Annotated in this window: 23 protein-coding genes and 1 riboswitch; of the genes, 14 read left to right on the top strand and 9 right to left on the bottom strand. The window is 55.7% G+C overall.

What is annotated here, in order from left to right; translation table 11 throughout:
• The first annotated feature begins 211 nt into the window (after positions 1-211).
• The 7 genes from ACVWZ0_RS05845 (at position 212) to ACVWZ0_RS05815 (ending at position 7,695) form a co-directional block, all read left to right on the top strand.
• Positions 212-880: a CPBP family intramembrane glutamic endopeptidase gene (locus ACVWZ0_RS05845; protein ID WP_253455123.1), complete on the top strand. Its 669-nt coding sequence runs from the start codon at positions 212-214 to the stop codon at positions 878-880.
• A 133-nt stretch (positions 881-1,013) separates the two neighbouring features.
• Positions 1,014-2,579: an ABC transporter substrate-binding protein gene (locus ACVWZ0_RS05840; protein ID WP_253455124.1), complete on the top strand. Its 1,566-nt coding sequence runs from the start codon at positions 1,014-1,016 to the stop codon at positions 2,577-2,579.
• Positions 2,579-3,631, top strand: coding sequence for an ABC transporter permease (locus ACVWZ0_RS05835; RefSeq protein WP_253455125.1), 1,053 nt, complete (start codon positions 2,579-2,581; stop codon positions 3,629-3,631). Before ACVWZ0_RS05840 ends, ACVWZ0_RS05835 begins: the two co-directional genes overlap by 1 nt.
• Positions 3,628-4,488: an ABC transporter permease gene (locus tag ACVWZ0_RS05830; RefSeq protein ID WP_253455126.1), complete on the top strand. Its 861-nt coding sequence runs from the start codon at positions 3,628-3,630 to the stop codon at positions 4,486-4,488. Before ACVWZ0_RS05835 ends, ACVWZ0_RS05830 begins: the two co-directional genes overlap by 4 nt.
• Complete coding sequence (locus ACVWZ0_RS05825) at positions 4,478-5,326, top strand: ABC transporter ATP-binding protein (RefSeq protein ID WP_253455127.1); 849 nt, start codon at positions 4,478-4,480, stop codon at positions 5,324-5,326. The genes ACVWZ0_RS05830 and ACVWZ0_RS05825 overlap by 11 nt, the downstream gene beginning before the upstream one ends.
• A complete protein-coding gene (locus tag ACVWZ0_RS05820) occupies positions 5,319-5,981 on the top strand; it encodes an ABC transporter ATP-binding protein (RefSeq protein ID WP_253461095.1) in 663 nt (220 codons plus the stop codon). Before ACVWZ0_RS05825 ends, ACVWZ0_RS05820 begins: the two co-directional genes overlap by 8 nt.
• A gap of 142 nt (positions 5,982-6,123) precedes the next feature.
• Positions 6,124-7,695 (top strand): ABC transporter substrate-binding protein, encoded by a 1,572-nt coding sequence (locus ACVWZ0_RS05815; RefSeq protein ID WP_253455128.1) that lies wholly within the window; start codon positions 6,124-6,126, stop codon positions 7,693-7,695.
• Positions 7,696-7,729: 34 nt separating this feature from the next.
• On the opposite strand, the gene ACVWZ0_RS05810 is transcribed toward ACVWZ0_RS05815, so the two are convergent.
• A complete protein-coding gene (locus ACVWZ0_RS05810) occupies positions 7,730-7,924 on the bottom strand; it encodes a hypothetical protein (RefSeq protein WP_125288348.1) in 195 nt (64 codons plus the stop codon).
• A gap of 647 nt (positions 7,925-8,571) precedes the next feature.
• On the opposite strand from ACVWZ0_RS05810, the gene ACVWZ0_RS05805 reads away from it, so the two are divergent.
• Together ACVWZ0_RS05805 and ACVWZ0_RS05800 are read left to right on the top strand one after the other, a co-directional pair.
• Complete coding sequence (locus ACVWZ0_RS05805; protein WP_253455129.1) at positions 8,572-8,811, top strand: hypothetical protein; 240 nt, start codon at positions 8,572-8,574, stop codon at positions 8,809-8,811.
• A gap of 264 nt (positions 8,812-9,075) precedes the next feature.
• Positions 9,076-10,092: an acyltransferase gene (locus ACVWZ0_RS05800; protein WP_367317864.1), complete on the top strand. Its 1,017-nt coding sequence runs from the start codon at positions 9,076-9,078 to the stop codon at positions 10,090-10,092.
• 145 nt (positions 10,093-10,237) lie between these two features.
• On the opposite strand, the gene ACVWZ0_RS05795 is transcribed toward ACVWZ0_RS05800, so the two are convergent.
• Positions 10,238-10,468 (bottom strand): hypothetical protein, encoded by a 231-nt coding sequence (locus ACVWZ0_RS05795; protein ID WP_125288345.1) that lies wholly within the window; start codon positions 10,466-10,468, stop codon positions 10,238-10,240.
• A gap of 573 nt (positions 10,469-11,041) precedes the next feature.
• Here ACVWZ0_RS05795 and yjbE point away from each other — a divergent pair.
• Positions 11,042-11,296 (top strand): exopolysaccharide production protein YjbE, encoded by a 255-nt coding sequence (gene yjbE, locus ACVWZ0_RS05790; RefSeq protein ID WP_301252269.1) that lies wholly within the window; start codon positions 11,042-11,044, stop codon positions 11,294-11,296.
• Positions 11,297-11,455: 159 nt separating this feature from the next.
• Positions 11,456-11,659, top strand: a complete 204-nt coding sequence (locus tag ACVWZ0_RS05785) for a hypothetical protein (protein ID WP_253455130.1) — start codon at positions 11,456-11,458, stop codon at positions 11,657-11,659.
• A gap of 176 nt (positions 11,660-11,835) precedes the next feature.
• Here ACVWZ0_RS05785 and ACVWZ0_RS05780 read toward each other — a convergent pair whose 3' ends face one another.
• Together ACVWZ0_RS05780 and iraP are read right to left on the bottom strand one after the other, a co-directional pair.
• Positions 11,836-12,312, bottom strand: a complete 477-nt coding sequence (locus ACVWZ0_RS05780) for a nuclear transport factor 2 family protein (protein WP_253455131.1) — start codon at positions 12,310-12,312, stop codon at positions 11,836-11,838.
• A gap of 20 nt (positions 12,313-12,332) precedes the next feature.
• On the bottom strand, positions 12,333-12,623 hold the full coding sequence (gene iraP / locus ACVWZ0_RS05775; protein WP_253455132.1) for an anti-adapter protein IraP: 291 nt from the start codon (positions 12,621-12,623) through the stop codon (positions 12,333-12,335).
• A gap of 267 nt (positions 12,624-12,890) precedes the next feature.
• Here iraP and ACVWZ0_RS05770 point away from each other — a divergent pair, with 267 nt between their 5' ends.
• Positions 12,891-14,339, top strand: a complete 1,449-nt coding sequence (locus tag ACVWZ0_RS05770) for a sugar porter family MFS transporter (RefSeq protein WP_253455133.1) — start codon at positions 12,891-12,893, stop codon at positions 14,337-14,339.
• Between the two features lie 86 nt (positions 14,340-14,425).
• Positions 14,426-15,208, top strand: a complete 783-nt coding sequence (locus ACVWZ0_RS05765) for a hypothetical protein (RefSeq protein ID WP_253455134.1) — start codon at positions 14,426-14,428, stop codon at positions 15,206-15,208.
• A 58-nt stretch (positions 15,209-15,266) separates the two neighbouring features.
• On the opposite strand, the gene crcB is transcribed toward ACVWZ0_RS05765, so the two are convergent.
• Positions 15,267-15,647 (bottom strand): fluoride efflux transporter CrcB, encoded by a 381-nt coding sequence (gene crcB, locus ACVWZ0_RS05760; RefSeq protein WP_253455135.1) that lies wholly within the window; start codon positions 15,645-15,647, stop codon positions 15,267-15,269.
• A 69-nt stretch (positions 15,648-15,716) separates the two neighbouring features.
• A riboswitch (Fluoride riboswitch) is annotated at positions 15,717-15,789 on the bottom strand.
• Positions 15,790-15,946: 157 nt separating this feature from the next.
• On the opposite strand from crcB, the gene ACVWZ0_RS05755 reads away from it, so the two are divergent.
• On the top strand, positions 15,947-16,990 hold the full coding sequence (locus ACVWZ0_RS05755) for an FUSC family protein (RefSeq protein WP_253455136.1): 1,044 nt from the start codon (positions 15,947-15,949) through the stop codon (positions 16,988-16,990).
• A 25-nt stretch (positions 16,991-17,015) separates the two neighbouring features.
• Here the strand turns inward: ACVWZ0_RS05755 and ACVWZ0_RS05750 are convergent, their stop codons facing one another.
• The 4 genes from ACVWZ0_RS05750 to ACVWZ0_RS05735 all read right to left on the bottom strand — a co-directional run bounded on the left by ACVWZ0_RS05750 (position 17,016) and on the right by ACVWZ0_RS05735 (position 21,668).
• Entirely contained in the window at positions 17,016-17,180 is a 165-nt protein-coding gene (locus ACVWZ0_RS05750) for a hypothetical protein (protein WP_253455137.1), read from the bottom strand.
• A gap of 450 nt (positions 17,181-17,630) precedes the next feature.
• Entirely contained in the window at positions 17,631-18,920 is a 1,290-nt protein-coding gene (locus ACVWZ0_RS05745) for an MFS transporter (protein ID WP_253455138.1), read from the bottom strand.
• A 379-nt stretch (positions 18,921-19,299) separates the two neighbouring features.
• Positions 19,300-20,718 carry a sugar porter family MFS transporter gene (locus tag ACVWZ0_RS05740; protein ID WP_253455139.1) on the bottom strand — a complete coding sequence of 473 codons (1,419 nt, stop codon included), beginning with the start codon at positions 20,716-20,718 and terminating at the stop codon, positions 19,300-19,302.
• Positions 20,719-20,861: 143 nt separating this feature from the next.
• Positions 20,862-21,668, bottom strand: coding sequence for a hypothetical protein (locus tag ACVWZ0_RS05735; protein ID WP_456783760.1), 807 nt, complete (start codon positions 21,666-21,668; stop codon positions 20,862-20,864).
• Positions 21,669-21,850: the final 182 nt, after the last annotated feature.

Below are 21,850 nucleotides of genomic sequence, written 5' to 3'. Positions count from 1 at the left end.
CTTATCCTGCGGGCTGACAAACAACTCCCGTTTGCCCGCCCTGACTGCTATCTGAAAATCGCAGGTCCTTTTTCCCTTCCAGACGCGATCGTTAATGCACTATCGGCCTGGAGGCTGAACAATTTAGATGCAGCGCGCACTAATTCTGCCGCCTCGACACTCCCCTTCGCCCTTGCTACCATCGGCTGATACGCTTCCCACGCCCATGCTAATGAATAAAGAAACGGATAAAGCGACTGAGGCCCTGCTCTGTACGGGGATTTGCCTGATTTGGTACGGCATTACGCTGCTGATCGGCACGCCGCTGCTTCATCCTTTTTTAACGGAAAACGGCATTTTGATGCCGGCGCTCTGTCTGCTGGAATTTGTGGTGCTGGTGCCGCTCTGGCGCTGGTATAACCGGTATTATTCGGGCGTGCCGTCAGGCGTGCTGCGGCTCCGCCCGCTGCTCCTGTTCGGCCTGCTGCTGCTTGCCCTGATTTTTTCCCAGTCTTTTTATTTACAGCCGGAAAGCTGGACCGCCACGCAGCTAAACGGCGATGAACAGATCGAAGCCTGGCGCACGCTGGCCTTTTCGCTGGCGGTGGTGATACTGGCGCCCGTGGCTGAAGAGATTGTTTTCCGGGGCTTTTTGCTGCAGGCGCTGTTAACGATGGTGCCGGGACAGCGGCTGGCCTGTGCGCTACTCACTTCGCTGATCTTTGCCGGACTCCACACCCAGTATGTTCATCTGCAAACGCTCCTGGCGCTCACGGCGCTTTCCCTGCTGCTCTGCCTGGCCCGTTTTTATTCGGGCGGCCTGAAGCTGCCCGTCGCGCTGCATATGCTGAATAACTTTATCGGCGTTGCGCCCTGGCTATGGGCCACCTTCCTGCGGTAGCAATGGTTAGTGTTTATAACCAATAGGTTTTGCTTATAACCAATTCGCATATCGATAGCCGATAATCTACTATTTATCCGGTATGCAGGTAATCTACACTCGCCAACAAATTAAAACAGGGTAAGGAAACGTCATGAAACTTCTGCTTCCCGCCATTGCCGTCGCGCTGGCAGGTTCTTTTGCGGCACAGGCCGCTACGCCGCCGGATACGCTGGTTATCGCGCAGTCTATTGATGACGCCAACAGCTTCGATCCCGCGCAGGGCTTTGAGCTGACCTCGGTACAGGCGTTTACCAATCTCTATCAGCGTCTGGTACAGCCGGATCCGCAAAATCCTGTCGACCTGCAGCCAACGCTGGCCAGCGCCTGGCAGCCGGGCAGCGATAACCGCAGCCTGACTTTCACCCTACGCGACGGCGCGAAATTCTCTTCCGGCAACCCGCTGCGCCCGGAAGATGTGATCTTCTCTCTGGGACGCGTGGTCAAGCTTAACCTCGATCCCTCTTTTATCCTGACCCAGCTGGGCTGGACCAAAGAGAACGTGGACTCGCATCTGAAAAAGATCGACGACAGCCACGTGCAGATTAGCTGGACGGCTGACGTCAGCCCGACCTACGTGCTGAGCCTGCTCGCCGCGCCGGTTTCCTCCATCGTGGATGAAAAAGTGGCGATGGCTAACGCGCAAAAAAATGACTTTGGCAACAGCTGGCTGATCGCGCACTCGGCGGGCAGCGGCCCTTATCAGATCCGCAAATATATTCCGCATGAGGTGCTGCTGCTTTCCGCTAACGCTTCTTCACCAGCGGGCGCGCCAAAGCTGAAAAACGTGCTGATTAAAAACGTGCCGGAACCGGCTGCCCGTCGCCTGCTGCTGGAACAGGGCGATGCGGATATCGCCCGCAACCTGGGCGCCGATCAGATGGCGTCGCTCAAGGGCAAAACAGACGTGAAGCCAATGGCGGTGCCGATGGCCTCGCTGTATTACATGCAGTTTAATATCGACGCCAGCCCGGCGCTGAAAAACCCGGCGTTCTGGGAAGCGTCCCGCTACCTGTTCGATTACAAGGGCATCGCGGACGATCTGCTGAAAGGCCAGTTCCAGGTGCATCAGTCGTTTCTGCCGCAGGGCTTCCTGGGCGCGCTGAACGACAATCCTTACACTTTCGATCCGGAAAAAGCTAAGGCGATCCTGGCGAAAGCGGGACTGAAAGACGTCAGCTTCAGGCTGAGCGTCAGCAACCAGCCGCCTTACCTGGATATCGCTCAGGCGTTGCAGGCCAGCTTCGCGCGCGGCGGCGTCAAGGTTCAGCTGATCCCTGGTATCAGCACCGAAGTGGCAACAGCCGTCAAAGCCCATCAGTATGAGGCCACGCTGAACGCCTGGGGAGCGGACTATTTCGATCCTAACACCAACGCCTCCGCCTTTGCCTACAACCCGGAAGACGGCAGCAAAACCCTGGCATGGCGCTCTAACTGGCATATCCCGGAGCTGAATAAACAGACGCTGGCGGCCACGGCGGAAAGCGATAAGGAAAAGCGCATCAAACTGTATGAAAACATGCAGCGCGAAGTGCAGAAAAACTCACCTTACGTAATCGGCTTACAGGCTCGCAACCTGATTGCGCTGCGCGCCAATCTCAAAGGCTACGTGCAGGGCATCAACCCGGATATGGTCTACTACAGCCAGGTCAGTAAGTAATGGCGCGTTTTACCGCTGAAGCCGGGTCCGCCCGGCTGTTCTGGCTGCGCGGCGGCCGCCTGGCGACCGGTCTGGTCTCGCTGGCGGTCACGCTGCTCGGCCTGCTCGCCTTCACCTTTACGCTTTCGCATCTGTCGCCGGTCGATCCTGTTTTGCAGATTGCCGGCGATCACGCCAGCGAATCAACCTACGCGCAGGTAAGAAGCGAGCTGGGTCTGGATCAGCCGCTGCTGATGCAGTTCTGGCACTATCTGACGCATCTGGCGCACGGCGATTTAGGGATTTCACGCCTGACCAATTCGCCCGTCGCCAGCGATCTGCTGCGCACCTTTCCGGCCACCATCGAGTTGGCCACCTGCTCGATGATTTTCGGTGCCTTTTTCGGCATCGTGCTGGCGCTGGTCGCCGCATGGAAACCGGGCAGTCTGGTGGATAACCTGGCGCGTCTGGTTTCGCTGCTGGGCTATTCCGTTCCGGTGTTCTGGCTGGGCCTGCTCGGCCTGCTGCTGTTTTACGCCGTGCTGCACTGGTCGGCCGGGCCGGGTCGCCTGGACGATATCTGGATCTATACGCTGGAGCCTAAAACCGGCCTGGTGCTGATCGACAGCTGGCTTTCCGGCGATCCCGAGATGTTCCGCAATGCGGTTGCCCATCTGTGGCTGCCGGTAGTGGTGCTGGGCCTGCTGGCGATGGCGGGCATTACCCGTCTGCTGCGCGCGGCGCTGCTGGAAGAGAGCAGCAAAGAGTACGTGACGCTGGCGCGGGCAAAAGGCGCCAGCCGGGGCCGCATTCTGTTGCTGCACGTTTTTCCTAACGTGCGCGGCACCCTTATCACCGTACTGGCACTTTCTTACGCCACGCTGCTGGAAGGATCGGTGCTGACCGAAACCGTCTTTGCCTGGCCCGGCGTGGGCCGCTATATGACTACCGCCCTGTTTGCGTCCGATACGCCAGCCATCCTCGGCTCTACGCTGCTGATCGGCGGCTGCTTTATTCTGCTGAACGCGCTGGCGGATGCGTTAACTTATCTCACCGATCCGAGAACCCGATGACGCAAAATCTTACCGATCTTGAACTCGCCGCCCCGCGCCGACGCCGTCGACCACGCGTCACGTCGCTGGCTATCGGCGGCACGCTGGTGGCTATCCTGCTGCTGGCCGCGCTGTTTGCGCCGCTATTAGCGCCTTTCGACCCCAACGCGCAGATTATCTCGGCGCGCCTGCTGCCGCCGTCTTCCGCGCACTGGCTGGGCACCGACGGCTTTGGCCGCGATCTGCTTTCCCGCGTGATTTACGGCTCTCGCCCTACGCTGCTGCTGGTATCACTGATCCTGCTGCTGACTATCCCGGTCGGGATGCTGGTCGGCATCTGCGCGGGCTATCTTGGCGGCTGGACGGAGCGCGTGCTGATGCGCATTACCGATATTTTCCTGTCGCTGCCGAACCTGGTGATCGCGCTGGCGCTGGTGGCAATGCTCGGCCCTGGCCTGCTGAACGGCGCGCTGGCGCTGGCGTTAACCAGCTGGCCGCCTTTCGCTCGTCAGGCGCGCGCCGAAACGCTGGCGCTGCGCCGCAGCGACTATCTGGCCGCCGCCAGAATGCAGGGCATCAACGGCCTGCGCCTGATGTTCGGCCATATTCTGCCGCTCTGCCTGCCCAGCGCCGTGGTGCGCGCCGCGCTGAGCCTGGGCGGCATTATCCTTTCCGCCGCCGGCCTCGGTTTTTTGGGCATGGGCGTGCAGCCGCCGACGGCGGAATGGGGATCGATGGTCGCCGAAGGCAGCAAGGTCATCTTTGACCAGTGGTGGGTAGCCGCCGCGCCGGGCGGCGCGATCCTGTTCGCCAGCCTGGCCTTTAACCTGACGGGCGATGGCCTGCGTGACCGACTGGATACCCGAAATGCCAACTGACTCTACGCCGCTGGTTGTGGCGGACAACCTGACGATAAGCAGCGCCGCCGGTGTGGCGCTGGTCAAAAACATCAGCTTTACGCTGGGCCGCGAGCGCGTGGCGCTGGTGGGCGAATCCGGCTCCGGCAAGTCGCTGACCGCGCGCAGCCTGATGGGCCTGTTCTCCCCCGCCCTGCATTTACAGGCTTCCACCCTTAGCGTGGCGGGCGAAAATGCGCTGACGCTGAGCGAAAGCCGCTGGAGCCAGCTGCGCGGCAGCAGGCTGGCGATGGTGATGCAGGATCCGAAATATGCCCTGAATCCGATGCGTACCATTGGCTGGCAGGTGGCGGAGCCGCTGAAACTGCACGCCCGCCTCAGCCGCGCCGAAATCAAAGAAAAAGTCTGCGAGATGCTGGATGCGGTAGGCCTGCCGCAGCCCGCGCAGCTGATGCAGCGCTATCCTCATCAGCTTTCCGGCGGCATGGGCCAGCGCGTGATGCTGGCGATTGCGCTGATTGCCGACCCACAGTTTCTGATTGCCGACGAGCCGACTTCCGCACTGGATCACGCCATGCGCGATCAGGTGCTGGCGTTAATCCGCCGTCTGGTGGAACAACGGAATATGGGCCTGCTGCTGATCAGCCACGATTTACAGCAGGTTTCCGAACACTGCGAGCGCGTGATGGTGATGTATCAGGGCAATATTCTGGATACGCTGCCGGCTGCTAATCTGCCGCAGGCCACGCATCCCTATACCCGCACCCTGTGGTCGTGTCGCCCGAGTAAAGCCACGCAGGGCAAACCGCTGCCGACGCTGGATCGCGCCGCGCTGGAGGCTTACCGTGAGCATGATTGATTTACAGAACCTCAGCGTCGCGCACCGCCAGGGCTATGAACAGCGCACCGTGGTGCATGACGTGTCGCTTCAGGTTGCGGCGGGCGAATGCTTCGGCCTGGTCGGGCCTTCCGGCTGCGGCAAATCGTCGCTGCTGTGGGTTATGGCCGGTCTGAACCCAAACTGGCAGGGCACGATGACGCTGGCCGGCCATCAGGCGACGTCCGGCAAACCCTTTACCGGGCAGCTGCGTCGGGACGTGCAGATGGTGTTTCAGGATCCCTATGCTTCGCTGCATCCGCGCCATCGTCTGAAGCGCACGCTGGCGGAGCCGCTGAAGCTGCTGAAGGTGCGCGATATCGATGACCGTATCGAGCAGGGATTCCGCCATGTCGGGCTGGATCCGGCGCTGGCCGATCGCTATCCGCATCAGCTTTCCGGCGGCCAGCGTCAGCGTGTCGCTATCGTGCGCGCGCTGCTGCTGGAGCCGAAAATTCTGCTGCTGGACGAGCCGACCTCCGCGCTGGATATGTCGGTGCAGGCCGAAATCCTCAACCTGCTGAACAATCTGAAGCAGCAGGATAACCTGACGATGGTGCTGGTCAGCCACGATCCGGACGTGATCGACCATATGTGCGACCGCGCGGTGAGAATGGAGCGCGGCTACATTAAATAACGGGCGATGGCTGAACGCGGTGTTCAGCCATAAGCGCTTGATCTGGCTAATCTCTTAAACTGCTAACCCTTGCCAGAATTCGCATTTCCCCGCCGCTTTTTTCCTCCTATAGTCCTGATATCTCTCTCTTCAGGTTATGCCGATGCGCAAGATTGCCTCCGTTCTTTTTGCCAGCCTGTTCGCCGCGCAGGCTTACGCCGCTACGCCCGCCGACACGTTAATCGTAGCCATTCCGCTGGACGGCATTATCAGCTTCGATCCGGCGGAAAGCTTTGAAACCGTCAGCAGCAGCAGCTTGATCAACCTTTATCAGAAGCTGGTCGATGCCGATCGCGACGATCCCACTAAACTGGCGCCGCAGTTGGCGACATCGTGGCAGCCGGGCGGCAGCGAACACAGCCTGATCTTTACCCTGAAGCCGGGCGCGACCTTCGCCAGCGGCAATCCGGTCACCGCCGACGATGTTATCTGGTCGCTGAGCCGCGTGGTCAAGCTGAATAAGACGCCTTCGTTTATCCTGGCCGAGTTCGGCTGGACGCCGGAAAATATAGACCAGCAGCTGATCCGCCGCAGTGACAATCAGGTGGAAATCCGCTGGCCTGCCGCTATCGGCCGCGATCTGGCGCTGCGCCTGCTGACCGCGCCTGTGGCTTCCATCGTTGACCGCAGGCTGGCTATACAGCACGCCAGCGGCAACGATTACGGCAACGGCTGGCTGCGTACCCACTCCGCCGGCAGCGGCGCCTACGGCATTCGCAACTTCGTGCCGCAGCAGGCGCTGGTGCTGGAGGAGAACACGCACGCTGTCCCGGCGCCGAAGCTGAAAAGAGTGATCCTGAAGGGCGTGGCCGATGCCGGCTCGCGTCGTCTGCTGCTGCAACAGGGCGATGCCGATGTCGCCTATGATTTAGGGGCCGATCAGTTTGCGGCGCTGAAAAATCAGCCGGGCGTCACCGTTGCCAGCTTCCCTTCCAGCCTTGTCTACTATCTGGGTTTCAATACCCAGGATAAGCAGCAGCCCGCCTTAAGCAATCCGGCGCTGTGGCAGGCAGCGCGCTGGCTGGTGGATTATCAGGCTATTTCGCAGCAGCTGCTGAAAGGGCAATATCAGGTGCATCAGAGCTTTCTGCCGCAGGGTTTCGATGGCGCGCTGGAAAACCAGCCCTTTCATTACGATCTGGCGAAGGCTAAAGCCATTTTATCTCAGGGCGGCATCAAGCCCGGTACCCGCTTTTCATTGACCATCGTTAACCAGCCGCCTTACACCGACGTGGCGCAGGCGCTACAGGCCAGCTTTGCCAAAGCGGATATTGAGCTGGCCATTCAGCCGGTGGCGGAAGCCGAGCTGTGGGGGAAAATGCGCGGGCGGGATTTTCAGTCGATCTTTATTTACTGGGGCGCGGACTATATCGATCCCAACACCAACGCCAGCGCCTTTGCCTATAACGTGCCGGGCGGGCCGAAAACCCTGGCATGGCGACTGGGCTGGGCCATTCCGCAGCTGAGCCAGGAGACGCGGGCCGCAGCGGCCGAGAGCGACGCCCGGAAGCGCAGCGCGCTTTATCAGCAGCTGCAAACGCAGATCCAGCAGGATTCGCCTTACGTAGTGACGCTGCAGGGGCAGAAGCTGGTTGGCTTACGCAGCAACGTACAGGGGGCTCGCCAGAGCATTGGCGTGAGTATGCTGTACTACGACGCGGTAAGTAAGATTTAGGCGCGAAGCGGGCGGTTTACCGCCCGCCGGGATATCAGGAGATAGCGGAGTCGGCAGAGTGCTTGTGCTTGTCGGACTCAAAATGCGTTTTGAACTGCTCGTAAATAGAGATCATGTTCGACGCATCGCCCTGTAACGGGCTGAGTTTACCGGCGCGAACCAGTTCAATAACCAGCTGGAGCGCGGCCTGTTTAGGGCTGCTTGAAGGATGAGCAATTTCTGATGACATAGCGGCTTCCATGAAAAAAGAGTAAAGAGTAATTTTAACAACTTTCGCCCTTTTCGGCAGAATATTTTCTCTGTTTCCAGTGCCGTATCGGCTTTCGGCTGTTGCTACTTGTCACGCGTTGCCGCCAGCTTTCGATCCCGATCGATCGCGATCCTGTCTCGCACGATCCCTCAGATAGCACGTTTATTGCCACTGCATAACTATGCATTAACGAAAAGTTGTACAGGATTAAATAAAACTTGTACAAGGCGTTAAAAAAGTCTACATTCCCGTGCGTAACGTATTATGCATTTGCATAGCCTCAGGAAGTGCAGTAGGGTTTCCCACTTCCCGAGGCAATTTTTTCCCTCTAAGCCAAATTTCCTCTCTTCTAATCCTTTTTCATATTACGCTGGCCCTGAAAAGAAAATAATTTGCTTTCCTGCTTATCAAAACCTGTTGATATTTAATGAGCTTTCTTTGCAAAACCGGCAAAAGTTTTGATTCCAGCTATATTAAGAGTTTTCCAGCTGATTTGACCAGGCTTCGTCCGATATTATGCGTGAAAGCTTGCAGGTCGCCGTGTCGGGACGCTACCGTCATAGCTTATCACTGGCAGTGCCTCACAAAAGCAGAGCCGGGCCTCTTCTATTAACTTCTGGCTGTTTATGATGAATGGATCGAACACTTTTCTTACTCTGGCCGTGCCAGCGCTTTTTACCGTGCTGCTGCCGCTGAACGCGCCGGCGCAGCAGGTCACGCTGACGCTCTCTCAGGAGCAGGATGGCGGATCCGCAGGACGTGCCTGCATGTATATCCACCAGGGCCAGGCCGAATATCGCCTCGTCAAGCCTGACCAGCTTTGCCCCGGCACGCTGACTATTGAGGCGGCGACGCACCACATCTGAGCGGCTTTGCCCTGGTACGCTAACGGCAAGGCGGCCAGGCACTACGCCCGATCGGCTTCGCGCTGATACGCTAACGGCGAGGCGGTCACGCACTTCGCCCTATCGGCTTCGTCCTGGTACGCTAACGGCGAGGCGGCCAGGCGCCAGACCTGAACGCTTTTTTCCTGTCCGGAGATACGTCTGTACGACGGAGTATGTTACCTTTAGCCGAATGGCTATAATCTGACTGCTCGCGTCTGATTACGCTTCCTGACAAGGAGTTAAGTGTTGAAAAAAATGAATATTAAGCTGCTGACGCTGGTGGCCACCTATCTGGTTGTTCTGCTACATACGGCGGCCGTTCCTTTCAGCTATTTCCATCTGGCCTGGTCAGTGTCCGTGATGTATGAAGCGCTCGGGCGCATCGCTTTTCCCCTCTTCTTACTGATTGCCGGCTACGTTTCTCTTAATAAAAATGAGTCGCTGCTCAGTACGTTAAAAACGCGCGTGCTGGATCTGGTAATCCCGCTGGTTGTCTGGTCCGTTATTTATATTATTTATAATAAACAAGTTAACGCGGATACTTCACCGGTCAGCCTGCTGGAGCTGCTGAGCACGCCCGCCTATCCGCATATGTGGTTTATCTATACGATGATCCTGCTTTATCTGGTGACGCCGTTGCTGAATACATTTATTCAAAATGGTAGCCAGCAGCGCGTTAATTACACCGTTACTGTCTGGTTTGTGCTGGCTTCGGTTTATATGCTGTTTGATAACGTTAAGGCGAACCTGCTGGAAGGCCACGCCATTCCGGCGCCCAGCAATATTGATATGGTGGTGTATCTGTCCGGTTTTTATATTATCGGCGGCGTGGCGAGGCGTTTTGATATCAATCCCAAGGTCGTGATTTCAGGCATTATCTTTATTCTGTCTGCGGTGTTAACGTCGGTAATGACCTATTCGCTTTCAATCAGCACTTTTGCGCCTAACGCCATTTTTCTGTTTTACTCCGCGCCGACGCTGGTAGTGGTTTCACTGGCCTGCTTCTTTATGCTGCTGAATGCGCCCTTCCACTATAGCAAGCGCGCCATACGGCTTATCCACGGGCTATCGCGGCTGAGCCTGGGGATTTTCTTTGTGCACCTGATGGTGCTGGAGTCGCTGCTGCATCTGTTGCATATCGAATTTGAAGGCTATTCATCCGCGCTGACCATTCCGGCCGTCGCGCTGGCCTGCTTCGCTATTTCCGCCGCTATTACCTGGCTGCTACGGCAGATCCCCTGGGTACGTCGTATTACCTGATGTTCCGACGGCTCCCTTGCGTACGCCGCATTGGCTGCTTGCGCGATACATCCCCGGGCGTCCTGCCTGATCGCCTGAAGCAGTAAGAGCGGCCGCCTCGGAAAGCGGCCGTTCTTCCGGCAAACTACCGGTGCGCCACGGACCGTCAGTAACTGGCTGCGGCAAATCTGTGTGGCTGATTGATTGCTCTGCGCGCAATCCAGTAGAGTAAAATTCGCTCTTCATCGCTGTCCTGATCCGCCATCGCCAACAGCTTAAGCGCCAGCGTGGCCTTATTAACAGGCTGTCCTGTTATGCTCAGGTCAACCACCGCTTTACCAATAATGGTGCACACTTCTTCATCGCTCGAAGCCAGTAAATCGTGATCTGTACTCATCGTCTCCTCCTGTTGCCGGTAAATTTTAAGTCTGGCAGAAGCTGGGGAGATTGCCATCTCTCAGTCTTTTAAACTGGTTATCGTTATGCTGTCGCTATTTTTCGCTTTTTTCAATGAAATCAGCCACCGGGCGCCTGTTCGTCATCTTTTAGTCATACTTATTAACGAGAAATAATATCGCCACACAATTTTTCGGGCCGAAATTTACCTTAAGTCGCAACAGCGATTAACAACCAGGATTTTATGCCGTCGTTTATTCTTAAATTTGCGCCAAAACTCTGGAATAAAGCGGATCTGATTTATGACCAGACCCGATCGTTTTATCGCCGCCCGGCGCATTAAGATTATTCTGTAGTTTTACCTTTTCACCTCTTACTGTCTGGCACTCGCCAGCTTTAGCGCTTTCTGCGCCAGCCTTTTTTACTTTCCATACTCTGTTAATGACTGGATCTGTTTACGCCATTCTTAAACAGAAAATAAGCAAAAAGGCTGTTTTGCGGCTATTTGCAACGCAAAGGATTAAAACTAAGCTTTCCGCCAACAACACCTGTATAACGCCTGAGGATAAAAATAATGAAAAAAATCACCGCGCTGGCTTTGTTCCTGATGATGACGGGCAGCCATGCCGCTTTTGCCGCACCAGCACCAGCCGCCGCGGGCGTCGCCGCCGGCAGTGAAGCGACCACGCTTTCTGACGGTAACTCCAACGCTGTTGGCGTCGGCGCGGTCGGCGCGCTGCTCGGTATCGCTCTGGCGACCATGGGCGGCGGCGGCGACGGTTCGAACACGGGAACCACCACAACGACCACCTCCACCACGGCTCATTAGTCCGCAGCCGGCCTTTTAGTCATAAAGGGCCGGCTTTTAGTTAACGTCCGCCTCGCTTTTCAACCCCATGGCTGTACCGCATCGCCAGCTGACATTCGTCGGCCGCCTCGCTTTTCGCCTATACTTTGGGACTGATGTGGTTTTATTACGGAGGGAACAATGTTAATCGGCTTCGTTTTACTGGTTAGCGCCTGCGGCCACGACGCCTGTGACGCTTTACCGGTGTCCGAACATATTTTCCCGACGCGCGCATCCTGTGAGCGCATGGCAGAGCGTATTCATGAACGCCGCCCTTCCGCCGTATTACTGTGCGGCGAGGTCTATCGCAACCATGACAGCGAAACGACGGATATAAATCCGTAAGACAATTTTTTTTGGACGTTTAGTGGCAAAGGTGAGGATGGCTCTTCAAAAGCCATGAATGTTAACGCAGAAGGCAGGTATTGGTTGAGCTTGCATGCGGCGCCCGTCAGGCGACTCAGAACAGCCCAGAAGCAGACGGCCTGAGCCAGGCTGCCCGCTTCTGGTTTGCCTCGGCGCTAGAGCCCCAGCTCGCTCAGGCCGGGATGGTCATCCGGGCGACGGCCCAGCGGCCAGTGAAATTTACGCTCGCTTTCCTGTATGGGCAGGTCATTAAGACAGGCATAGCGCGTGGTCATCAGGCCATTGTCATCGAACGCCCAGTTTTCATTGCCGTAAGAGCGGAACCAGTTGCCGGAATCGTCATGCCACTCGTAGGCATAGCGCACCGCAATGCGGTTGTCCGTGAAAGCCCACAGCTCTTTAATCAGGCGATACTCCAGCTCGCGCGCCCATTTACGGCTCAGAAAAGCCTCCGCTTCCTGACGGCCATGAATAAACTCCGCCCGATTACGCCATTGCGTATCCAGGGTATAGGCCAGCGCCACTTTTTGCGGATTGCGACTGTTCCAGCCGTCTTCCGCCAGGCGCACCTTCTCTGCTGCCGTTTCACGCGTAAAGGGCGGAAGCGGCAAACGACGTTCCTGTTCAGCCATCACTTTTCCTCGCGGAGAGGCTATTGCGCCTCGGCTTTTTCATCGACGTAGCGCGTCACCGCCAGCAGTCGATTAATATGGGTCAACAACAGATCGATATCCGACTGTAAAAAGCTTTCACCGGATGTCGTGGCCGCCACGATGGCGTTCTGGATGTTGTCTGAAATCGTCGATGCGCCGTCGCCTTTTCCCGCCGTCAGCAGCAGCGCCGCCACCAGCAGCGACTGCGCTTCTACCTGCGCCGTCAGCTCTTTTGCATCAACTTCAATTTTAGCCATCTTCATTAAGATATCGATAACCAGCTGCTTCATCATTACTCCCCGCAATAAATTATCCCAGAAATTACCATTACGTTCAGAAACGAGCAAACTGAAACGCCGCTGGCTGCACCTTCTGTTGCATTCTGATCCACTTTCTTCCTTTTTAGCGCATTTTATAAGCAAGATGGCCATTTTCCCTGGGCAAAAGCAATTATATTTCCCGTTTCGCCTGGCTAAATGCCCGGCGTGGAGTAGATTTAATCTTGTGATGCTTATCACATCATTATCACAATAATAACGTTGGCAAGGGAGTAACTTGTGAATCAGACATCAAACGGCGGGACAGCCGGCACTCAAACGAGTACCCCGACCGAACCCCTGGTAAAAGTGATCGCGTTTATCGCGACGCTTGGCGGTTTACTGTTCGGCTATGATACCGGGGTGATTGCGGGCGCCTTGCTTTTTATGAAGCACGACCTGCATTTAACGTCATTGACCACCGGGATGGTCACCAGCTTCTTAATTCTGGGTTCCGCCATCGGCGCCATCTTCGCCGGGCGCGTGGCAGACCGCTTTGGTCGTAAAAAAGTCATCCTGGTGATGGCGGTGATCTTTATGGCCGGTTCGCTGGGCTGCGCCACCGCGCCAAACGTGGAGATGATGATCACCTTCCGCTTTATCCTCGGCCTGGCCGTAGGCGGCGCGGCGGCTATCGTTCCCGTGTATATTGCGGAAATCGTGCCGGCCAATCGCCGCTGGCAGTTCGTGACGCTTCAGGAGCTGATGATCGTTTCTGGCCAGCTGATCGCCTATACCAGCAACGCCGCGATTAACGAAGTCTGGGGCGGCGAAACCACCTGGCGCTGGATGCTGGGCGTAGCCTGCGTTCCGGCAGTTGTGCTGTGGGTCGGGATGCTGTTCCTGCCGGATACGCCTCGCTGGTATGCAATGCACGGCCGCTACCGTGAGGCGCGCGACGTGCTGGAGCGCACCCGCCATTCGCGCGTGGTAGAGAAAGAAATGGGCGAGATCCGTAAATCGATGTCCTCGAAAAGCGAGAAAAACGCCCGTCGTAAAAAGACGATTTCGACCTGGATGAAGCGCCTGGTCGCGCTGGGTATCGGCGTGGCGATGCTGCAACAGCTTTCCGGCGTAAATACTATTATGTTCTATGCGCCGACCATGCTGCAGGCGACCGGCCTGGGCACTAACGCCTCGCTGCTGGCGACCATCGCTAACGGCGTCATTTCCGTGATTATGACCTTCGTGGGAATTATGCTGCTGAGCCGCTTTGGCCGTCGTCCGCTGCTGCTGACCGGCCAGATTGGCTGTACCTGCACGCTGCTGGCGATTGGGCTGCTGACCTGGCTGATGCCGGAAACGGTTGATGGTCATCCGGACGTGCTGCGCAGCTACCTGGTGCTGGCCGGCATGCTGATCTTCCTCTGCTTCCAGCAGGGCGCGCTGTCGCCGGTCACCTGGCTGCTGCTGTCGGAAATGTTCCCGATGCGTATCCGTGGGATGGCTAACGGCATCTCCGTTTTCGCCATGCAGATGACGAACTTTTCCATCGCGTTTCTTTTCCCAACGCTGCTGGAAAAATTCGGCCTGACCAACACCTTCTTTGCCTTTGCCGCTATCGGTATCGCTGGCGGTATCTTTGCGGTACTGTTCGCGCCGGAAACGCAGGGAAAAACGCTGGAACAGATCGAGAAGCACTTTAAAAAGCATCTCCAGGACGATCCTGCGCCGCAAACGGACAACTAATCGAGGCGCCAGGGACGGCGCACAACTTTCTGACAAAGGAAACTTTCTGAGCCTGCACGGCAGGTAAACAAATAAAGAGGCCTGAAATGGGAACGGCGATATTTATGGTTTTGATGGTTTGCGGCTACTGGTACACCAGTCGCGACCTTTCCACCCGCTTTAAAATCAAGCGTTCTTTTGGCTGGGACGTCTACTTTCTGGTCGCCCTTTACGGCTGTATTTTTGTCTTGCAGGGCGTGATCGCCACCGGGCTAATCTGGCTCTTTCTGCTCGCCTGCTCCAGCCTGCTGAACATCATGCCTGAGCTTACGGGCGGTCATCACCACAACTGGCAAATGGAATTTATGAACTGGAGCTTTCTCGGTATCCAGGCGCCAGTTGTGGTGATGCTCTCTTTTGCCGTCGCCTTTTGTCTTTACCGTTCTAACTGGTCCGGCAGCGCCAGGCTGAACAGCAAGGGCCGCAAAAAGCTTTATAAAGAACTTTCGCGCTCTAACGGCGTTGAAGGCATTCTGTTTCAGTGCATGGAAGAAGGCGAGCTGGCCTGGGTAACGCTGAAATCGCGCCGCATCTATATCGGTATGATCCATACGGCTTCCTATGAGATCGAGAATACCGCTAATATTGTGCTGATCCCGATGCTGAGCGGCTATCGTGACGGCAAGACGCTGAATCTATGCGTAGAACACAACTACAGCAAGTGGTATGCGGAGCATAATATTACGCTGGATTCGGAACCGAAATCCGCGATGGCGTTCCGTAAAGTTATTCTGCTCAGTCAGATTGAGAGCCTGTCGCTGTTTGATGCCGCCAGCGCCAGCGCGTTAGCTTTCGATAGCGATGAGGATGAGGAACAGCCGCCGCAGTAATACGGTTTTCGGGCTGGTGCGCCCTATCAGCTCATCAGCTCATCAGCTCATCAGCCCATCAGCCCATCACTAAAGTGATAAGCCAGAAGCCGGCGAACGTCATCAGCAGCGAACCAACCACGTGCGTTAATACGGAAACCATCGCCCACAGATAGTTTCCCGCCTGCATCAGCGTAACAATTTCCAGCGAAAAGGTGGAAAACGTGGTCATGCCGCCGCACAGGCCGGTGGTGATCAGCAGCTTCCAGGCAGGATCAAGCTGCGGATTACGTAAAAACCACGCCATCGCCGCGCCGATAATAAATCCGCCCAGCAGATTCACCAGCAGCGTACCCGGCGGCAGATTTGGAAACAACGAGTTAAGACGGACGGCCAGCAGCCAGCGAATAACGCAACCGGCCGAACCGCCGATAATCACAGCGAGCAGAGGTTTAAACATCATCTTCCTCAATAGAGTGACGAGGATTGCGTAAGAAGCCCGACGCGCACTCCTGCTGGTTAAAAGAGAGCGTTGTCAGGCGTCATCAGCCCCTTATGAGCGGGGCGGTTGGGAAAGGCGGCACGCCATCGCCTCAGGCCGTTGAGCGTAATCAGTCGCGTGAACTTTTGCAAGCCTGCGGCCCGGCACCAGCGACGGTATCAGAAGCATTGCCATGAATTTACTGGAATTTATAGCAGATCAGCCGTGCTGCGCTATGCTTGCTTTCGTTATTAGCTACAAGGACATTTGGCTACCGCATGCGTTTAATTCCCCTGCCGCGACATGATTTACTGCTGGGCCTCTGCTGCCTGCCCGCGCTGCTCGTTATCTATCTGACCGGCTTTACCTTCGGACAGGTGCAGGCCGCAGGCCTGGTTGCCAGCGGCGCGCTGACGCTGGCGTTCGGTGCGAATAAAACCTGGGGCGGATCTTCTTTTTCGCTGCTGTTTACCACCACGCTGGGGGTGGCGCTCTCTTCAGCGCTGGGCTGCCTGGCGGGCAACATCACGCCGCTCTATATTGCCGGAGCCATGCTTTATGCGGCCGTTTACGTGACGATGGCGAACGTGGATGACAGCGCATGGTGGATGCTGTTGCAATGGTCGATCGCCTGGCTGGTCTCCGGTTATTTTGCCGGTTCGCCGGAGCACGCCGCCGATCGGGCTATGCTGGTTGGCGCTGGCGGTCTGATCCAGATGTTTTTCCTCTATCTGGTGTTCCGCCGCTACCCTTTTTATCTGAAAGACGTTTATCCGCGCGCCTGGCTGCGTTTTTTACGCGTCACAACAGGCAAATATAAACACAAAATCCATCTGCAATGGTCGGTTTTCTTTGCGCTAATGGCGATGGGGCTGGCGCTCTCCGGCGTGGAATTTTTCCATCTGAAAAACGGCTATTGGGCGGGCATGACGCTGTTAATCTGTCTGCGTAACAACTATCGGGATTCGCTGTCGCGGGTGCGCGCGCGCGTATTGGGCACGCTGATGGGCAGTATTGCGGCGGCGGCGCTTATCGATCTGTGTGACTCTCCGCTTTACCTGATCGGCGGATTTATGCTGTTTGGTTACGCCGCCTTTACCTGGTCCTATTCGCTGATCGCTAAATCCTATTTCGTCTTTGCCTTTATCGTCACCATGATGGTGGTGTTTATGATCGCCAGCCTGGGAACGTCGCAAATTGTTGTTGCCACCCATCGTCTGGAAACCACCGCTATAGGCGGCCTGTTCGCGCTGTTTGCCCTGGTGATGACCCGCCTCTTTACCCGCAAACAGATCCTGCTGCGGCGGCGTAAATCGGCCTGAACACCGCGCCCTTTCCGGCTGAAGCTCACCGCTTTGCTGCAGGACGTTTTTCAGCCATGTTCAGGGTGGGTTCCTCTGCGGCCGGTTTTGGTTTTTCCTCTTCCTCAGGAAAGAAAGACTCCAGAAAACGTCGCTGTTGCTGATTCATTTTCCAGCCCTTCAGGCATGATTTTTCAGGAAGCGTAGCCATTAAGCTATCCCCCACAGCAGCAACAGTATCCAGAATATCAGACAGCCCAGCACAATCTTCAGCCAGACTTTTCCGCGAAATGATAAATATTTTCCCATTGACGCTCCTTATCTCTGTCAGAAACAGAGCCACTATAAAATATAGCGACTAAATTAACTATCCATTTATTATTTTCGCAATATGGGATCTACCACACTAAATTTATAAACAATAAAATAGCGCTTTATATTTCAATAACTAACTTTCAAAATGCTATTTGAATTACAAAAAACGCTTAACAACACCCCTCAAAAAGTTAACGCCTGATAATATTTTTTATTAGTGCTATATCAGGAAAGATAAACATTTTTACATTCCAGAATTAACGCATTTTATTAACTTAAAAATTCCATATAAATAAAATTAATTCCAATAAGGCGATGCCGGGGCACCGCCGGTGGATTAGCGCTTTTAAGAAGTCGCTTCGGCCTGATCTTCTTCGCTGTTAACCATTGCCGCCTGAATTTCCTCTTCATCCAGCGAGGGATTCAGCGCGACGGCCAGCGGTGAACTGGCCAGGCTGTCCGGTACGGCGACATGCGGCGTAGGATTTTCGGCATTTTCCTGCTGGATTTCGCTACGGTGCCAGCTCATTACCGCAATTATTACGCCACAAAGCGCGAAAAACAGATAGAGCATATGCCCGCCCAGCGGCTGCATCAGCGCGCCGGTGATCATCGGCCCGATGCAGGCACCAACGCCAAATGCCATCAGCAGGCAGGCAGTCAGCGAAACGCGCCTTTCCGGAGCCACGCTGTCGTTAGCCATCGCCACCACCAGCGGGTAAAGCGAGAACTGCATCATGCTGGTGATAAATGCCGCGCCGGTCACCCAGATGAAAGTGAAATGCAGCGGCAGCGTCAGCAACAGCGCCGTTATCGAATAAAGCAGCGCGGTGCCGCAAAGCAGACGATGGCGGTTAAAACGATCGGAGAGCCAGCTCAAAGGGAATTGCGACACCAGCCCGGCGAAAATCGTAATGGCCATAAACAAACCGGTTTGCCGCGTGGTAAACCCTAGCTGGCTGGCGTAAACGGGCGCCATGCCGTAAAACGCGCCAACGGCCATGCCGGTCGCCAGCGTAATCAGCAGGATGCGAGGGATAGCGCGAAAAAAATAGCCCAGCTCCATTGGCGCGGGCGACATTGGCTGCGCGTTGGTACGGGTGGTCAGCGCAATAGGCACCAGGCAAAGCGCGAAGCAAAGCGCCACAATCAGCAGGCTTGCGCTACCGGATGCCGCCTGGGTCATCAGGATGATCTGACCGGACGACAGTCCCAGATAAGTGGCGACCATATAGAAACCAAAAATCAGACCGCGCTGGCCCGGCTCCGCCTGATCGTTCAGCCAGCTTTCCAGCACCATATACTGGCACATCATGCACAGGCCGATAATCAGCCGCAGTCCTATCCAGGCAGGCAGCCATTCCGTCAGCCCGTGTCCCAGCACGGAAGCCGTAATGATGCCAGCGCAGGAGACATAGGCGCGAATATGCCCCACCCGCGCGATGAGGTTATGCCCTACCTTGCCGCCTATCACCAGGCCGATGTAGTTGGCTGCGATAATACCGCCGATCAGGCTGCCGCTAACCTGTTCCTGCGCCAGACGCAGGGAAACATAGGTGGTCAGCAGGCCGGAACCCAACAGCATCAGCAGCGTGGTGCTGTATAAAGGTAAAAAGGTGCCGAGAACTTTCTTCATTGCGCTTCCTGTCTTTTTTATTCCACAAAAGCAAACCTGCACTGTAAAAGGTAGTCGTGCTTTTGCCGTGACAGCAAGCTTAACGGGCAGAAAAACAGACAAAAAAATTATGCGTTGATATTGACGAGGTCATTGCAATAATTAAGACAGGAGCCGAGTGACAATTATTTTCTTCAGCAGAAACATCGCATTGCACCGTTATGTGAGCAAATACAAAGCAAATGGAAATATATTAAGATCTTCCTTAACGTAATTTTTTCGGTTGATTATTTAATCAGATCAATAATACTTCGCAGCGCAATAAATAAAGTATAAACACTATTTGTCGGCCCTGAGGCTGGTCAGCTCAGGGCCAATATTTCTCAACGTGGCAGCAGCATTACTGCCCCAAATCCCGCAGCTTTTTCCCCGCCATCAGATTCTTTTCAATATGTTCCAGCGTAATGTTTTTGGTTTCCGGCACCAGCAGGAAGGTAATTACAATAAATACCAGATTAAAGCCGGTATAAAGCCAGAAGGTGCCCGCCGCGCCGATGCTGCCCAGCAGGGTCAGGAAGGTCGCGCCGATAATCATGTTCGCTACCCAGTTGGTAGTGGTGGAACAGGTGATGCCAAAGTCGCGGCACTTTAACGGCTGGATTTCCGAACAGAGGATCCACACCACCGGCGCGGCGCTCATCGCGTAGCCTGCAATACAAAGCATCGTCATGCCGACCGCCACCCAGGAAAGGTTCATGGTGGCTTCGCCCTGCCCCACTTTCATCAGGCAATAGCCGAGGATCAGCGTGGCAAAAGCCATCACAGAGAAACCGATTTTCAAAATAGGTTTGCGGCCCGCCTTATCGACAGTAAAGACCGCGATAAAGGTCGCCAGCATAAAGGTGACGCCAACCACTACCGTCGCCATCATCTGCTGCTGGGTACTCTGGAATCCCGCCATTTTAAAAATCTGCGGCGCGTAATACATGATGATATTCATACCGGTAAACTGCTGCATTCCCTGTAACAGCATGCCGAGAAACACGGCGCGGCGGACGTTGCTGTTTTTGCGAAACAGCGACAGCCCACCCTGCTTCATTTTCAGGCTTTCGCGGATCTCGTTCAGCTCCTGTCTGGCCTTATCGGACGTATCGCGCAGCATCCGCAGCACCTCTTCCGCCTCCACATGCAGGCCTTTCGCCGCCAGCCAGCGCGGGCTGTTGGGCAGGAAGATCACCATCACGAACAGCAAAACGGCGGGCAGCGCCAGAATGCCCAGCATGGCGCGCCAGTTGCCGCTGTAGCTGAAGGCGGTATCCGATAAAAACGCCAGCAGAATGCCGAAGGTGATCATCAGCTGATAGGTGCTTATCATCTTGCCGCGAATATTTTCCGTCGCCATTTCAGAAAGATAAAGCGGCGCAGTATAGGAAGCGATGCCGACGGCGACGCCCAACAGCACGCGAAAAGCGAGCAGGACCTCCAGATTGACCGCCAGCGCCGATCCCAGCGAGCCGACGATAAACAGCAACGCGCCCGCCATCAGGCTATATTTCCTCCCCAGCCGGTGCGACACCCAGCCGTTGCAGATAGCGCCAATTGCCGCGCCCAGCATCATGCTGCTGACTACCCACTCCTGCTCATGGCTGTCGAGCGTAAAGTGTTGGGTAATAAACGGCAGCGCGCCCGAAATCACGCCGATATCCAGCCCGAACAGCAGCCCGGCCAGGCCTGCCGAAAACGAAATAAAGAGATTCATCCGCCGGACTTTGTTTTTCCGCGCCTGCGGCAGCACCATACTGTTATTGATTGAAGACATTTTTTTAACCCCGGTTTTATCCTGTCTGCCGGTAACATACAGACTCGCGCAGGCCGGAGGTTATGTTAAAAAGTCCACAGGCATGGATAAAATGGCTGTGGCGCACGAAGTTGTGATGACGATCGCATTCCTTTGCGCCATGCTCAGGACAACGCGGCGGTTTGCGACCAGTTGTAGGTCACCAGACGCAGCTGAATAGTGCCGGTAATGTCGCCATATCGCTGATTCATACGCGCTTTAAAAAACTGCTGTAGACGTTCGGGCAACACCGCAGCGTTATAGCGCAGCAGCGTGCTGTGCCAGAACGTCGGTGGCCGGGCGCTGCCGCTATACCTCTCTTTTAACAGGCCCGCATAGCCGGAATGCTGCAACGCCTGCCAGAAAGCTTCTCTTCTCGCGATATCTGTCGCATCCGCTATACCGGCGATAAGTAATTGATTAGGCAAAGCCACCAGCCGCAGCTCGCGGACGGTAAGCTTTTTTTCCAGGCAGTGCGCCGCGGCAATTCGCGTCAGCTCCTCGATGCCCTCAGGCTGATGGCGTTGGTCGTAACACGAAGGGGTGATGGCCAGAAAAGTCAGATGAAAATGGTCAGGCTGCATGATATCGGCAAGCGGATCGTCCAGCACCTGTTCCCGCAGCTCTGCCAGCAACGTGCTTATCGGCTGGGTCAAGGCGGGCTGAATGCCGGTGGCGATGGCTTTTAGATTTTCCGGATAGAAGCCGCTGTACGCTTTAGCCGTTGTCGGATCGCGCCAGATGCGCAGCGTTTTCCTGCGAGCGCTGATGATAGATTTGCGTAAGACTTTCTTCTTCCACCCTGTGTTCTCCCGTCCGCTGTTAAGCATGCCAGTGTAGAAGCAGCGGGAGAGAAAGGGCAAACAGCGGGCTGGCAGCAGCAAGACGAAAAACAGGGAAATAGCAGGGACGGAAAGGGTTTTGCGAAGCATATCAATAGCTAAAAATTTCGCGGGCGGGTCAGAATGTTAAAGGCGCGCCAGCACAGCTCTTACATTTCCCCGACGCCAGTCGCGCTATTGTCAAAGCTTGTTTGCTGTATTCGGGAACGGTCAGGAACGCTCAGTAACGGTTTCTGAAGGTCCTCAAAAAACCCGGTCTACCAGCCGGGTTT

It is taken from the genome of Erwinia sp. TECH1 (assembly GCF_054057575.1).
Note: the sequence above shows the minus strand (reverse complement) of the source record. Positions and strands in the feature narration are given on the sequence as shown.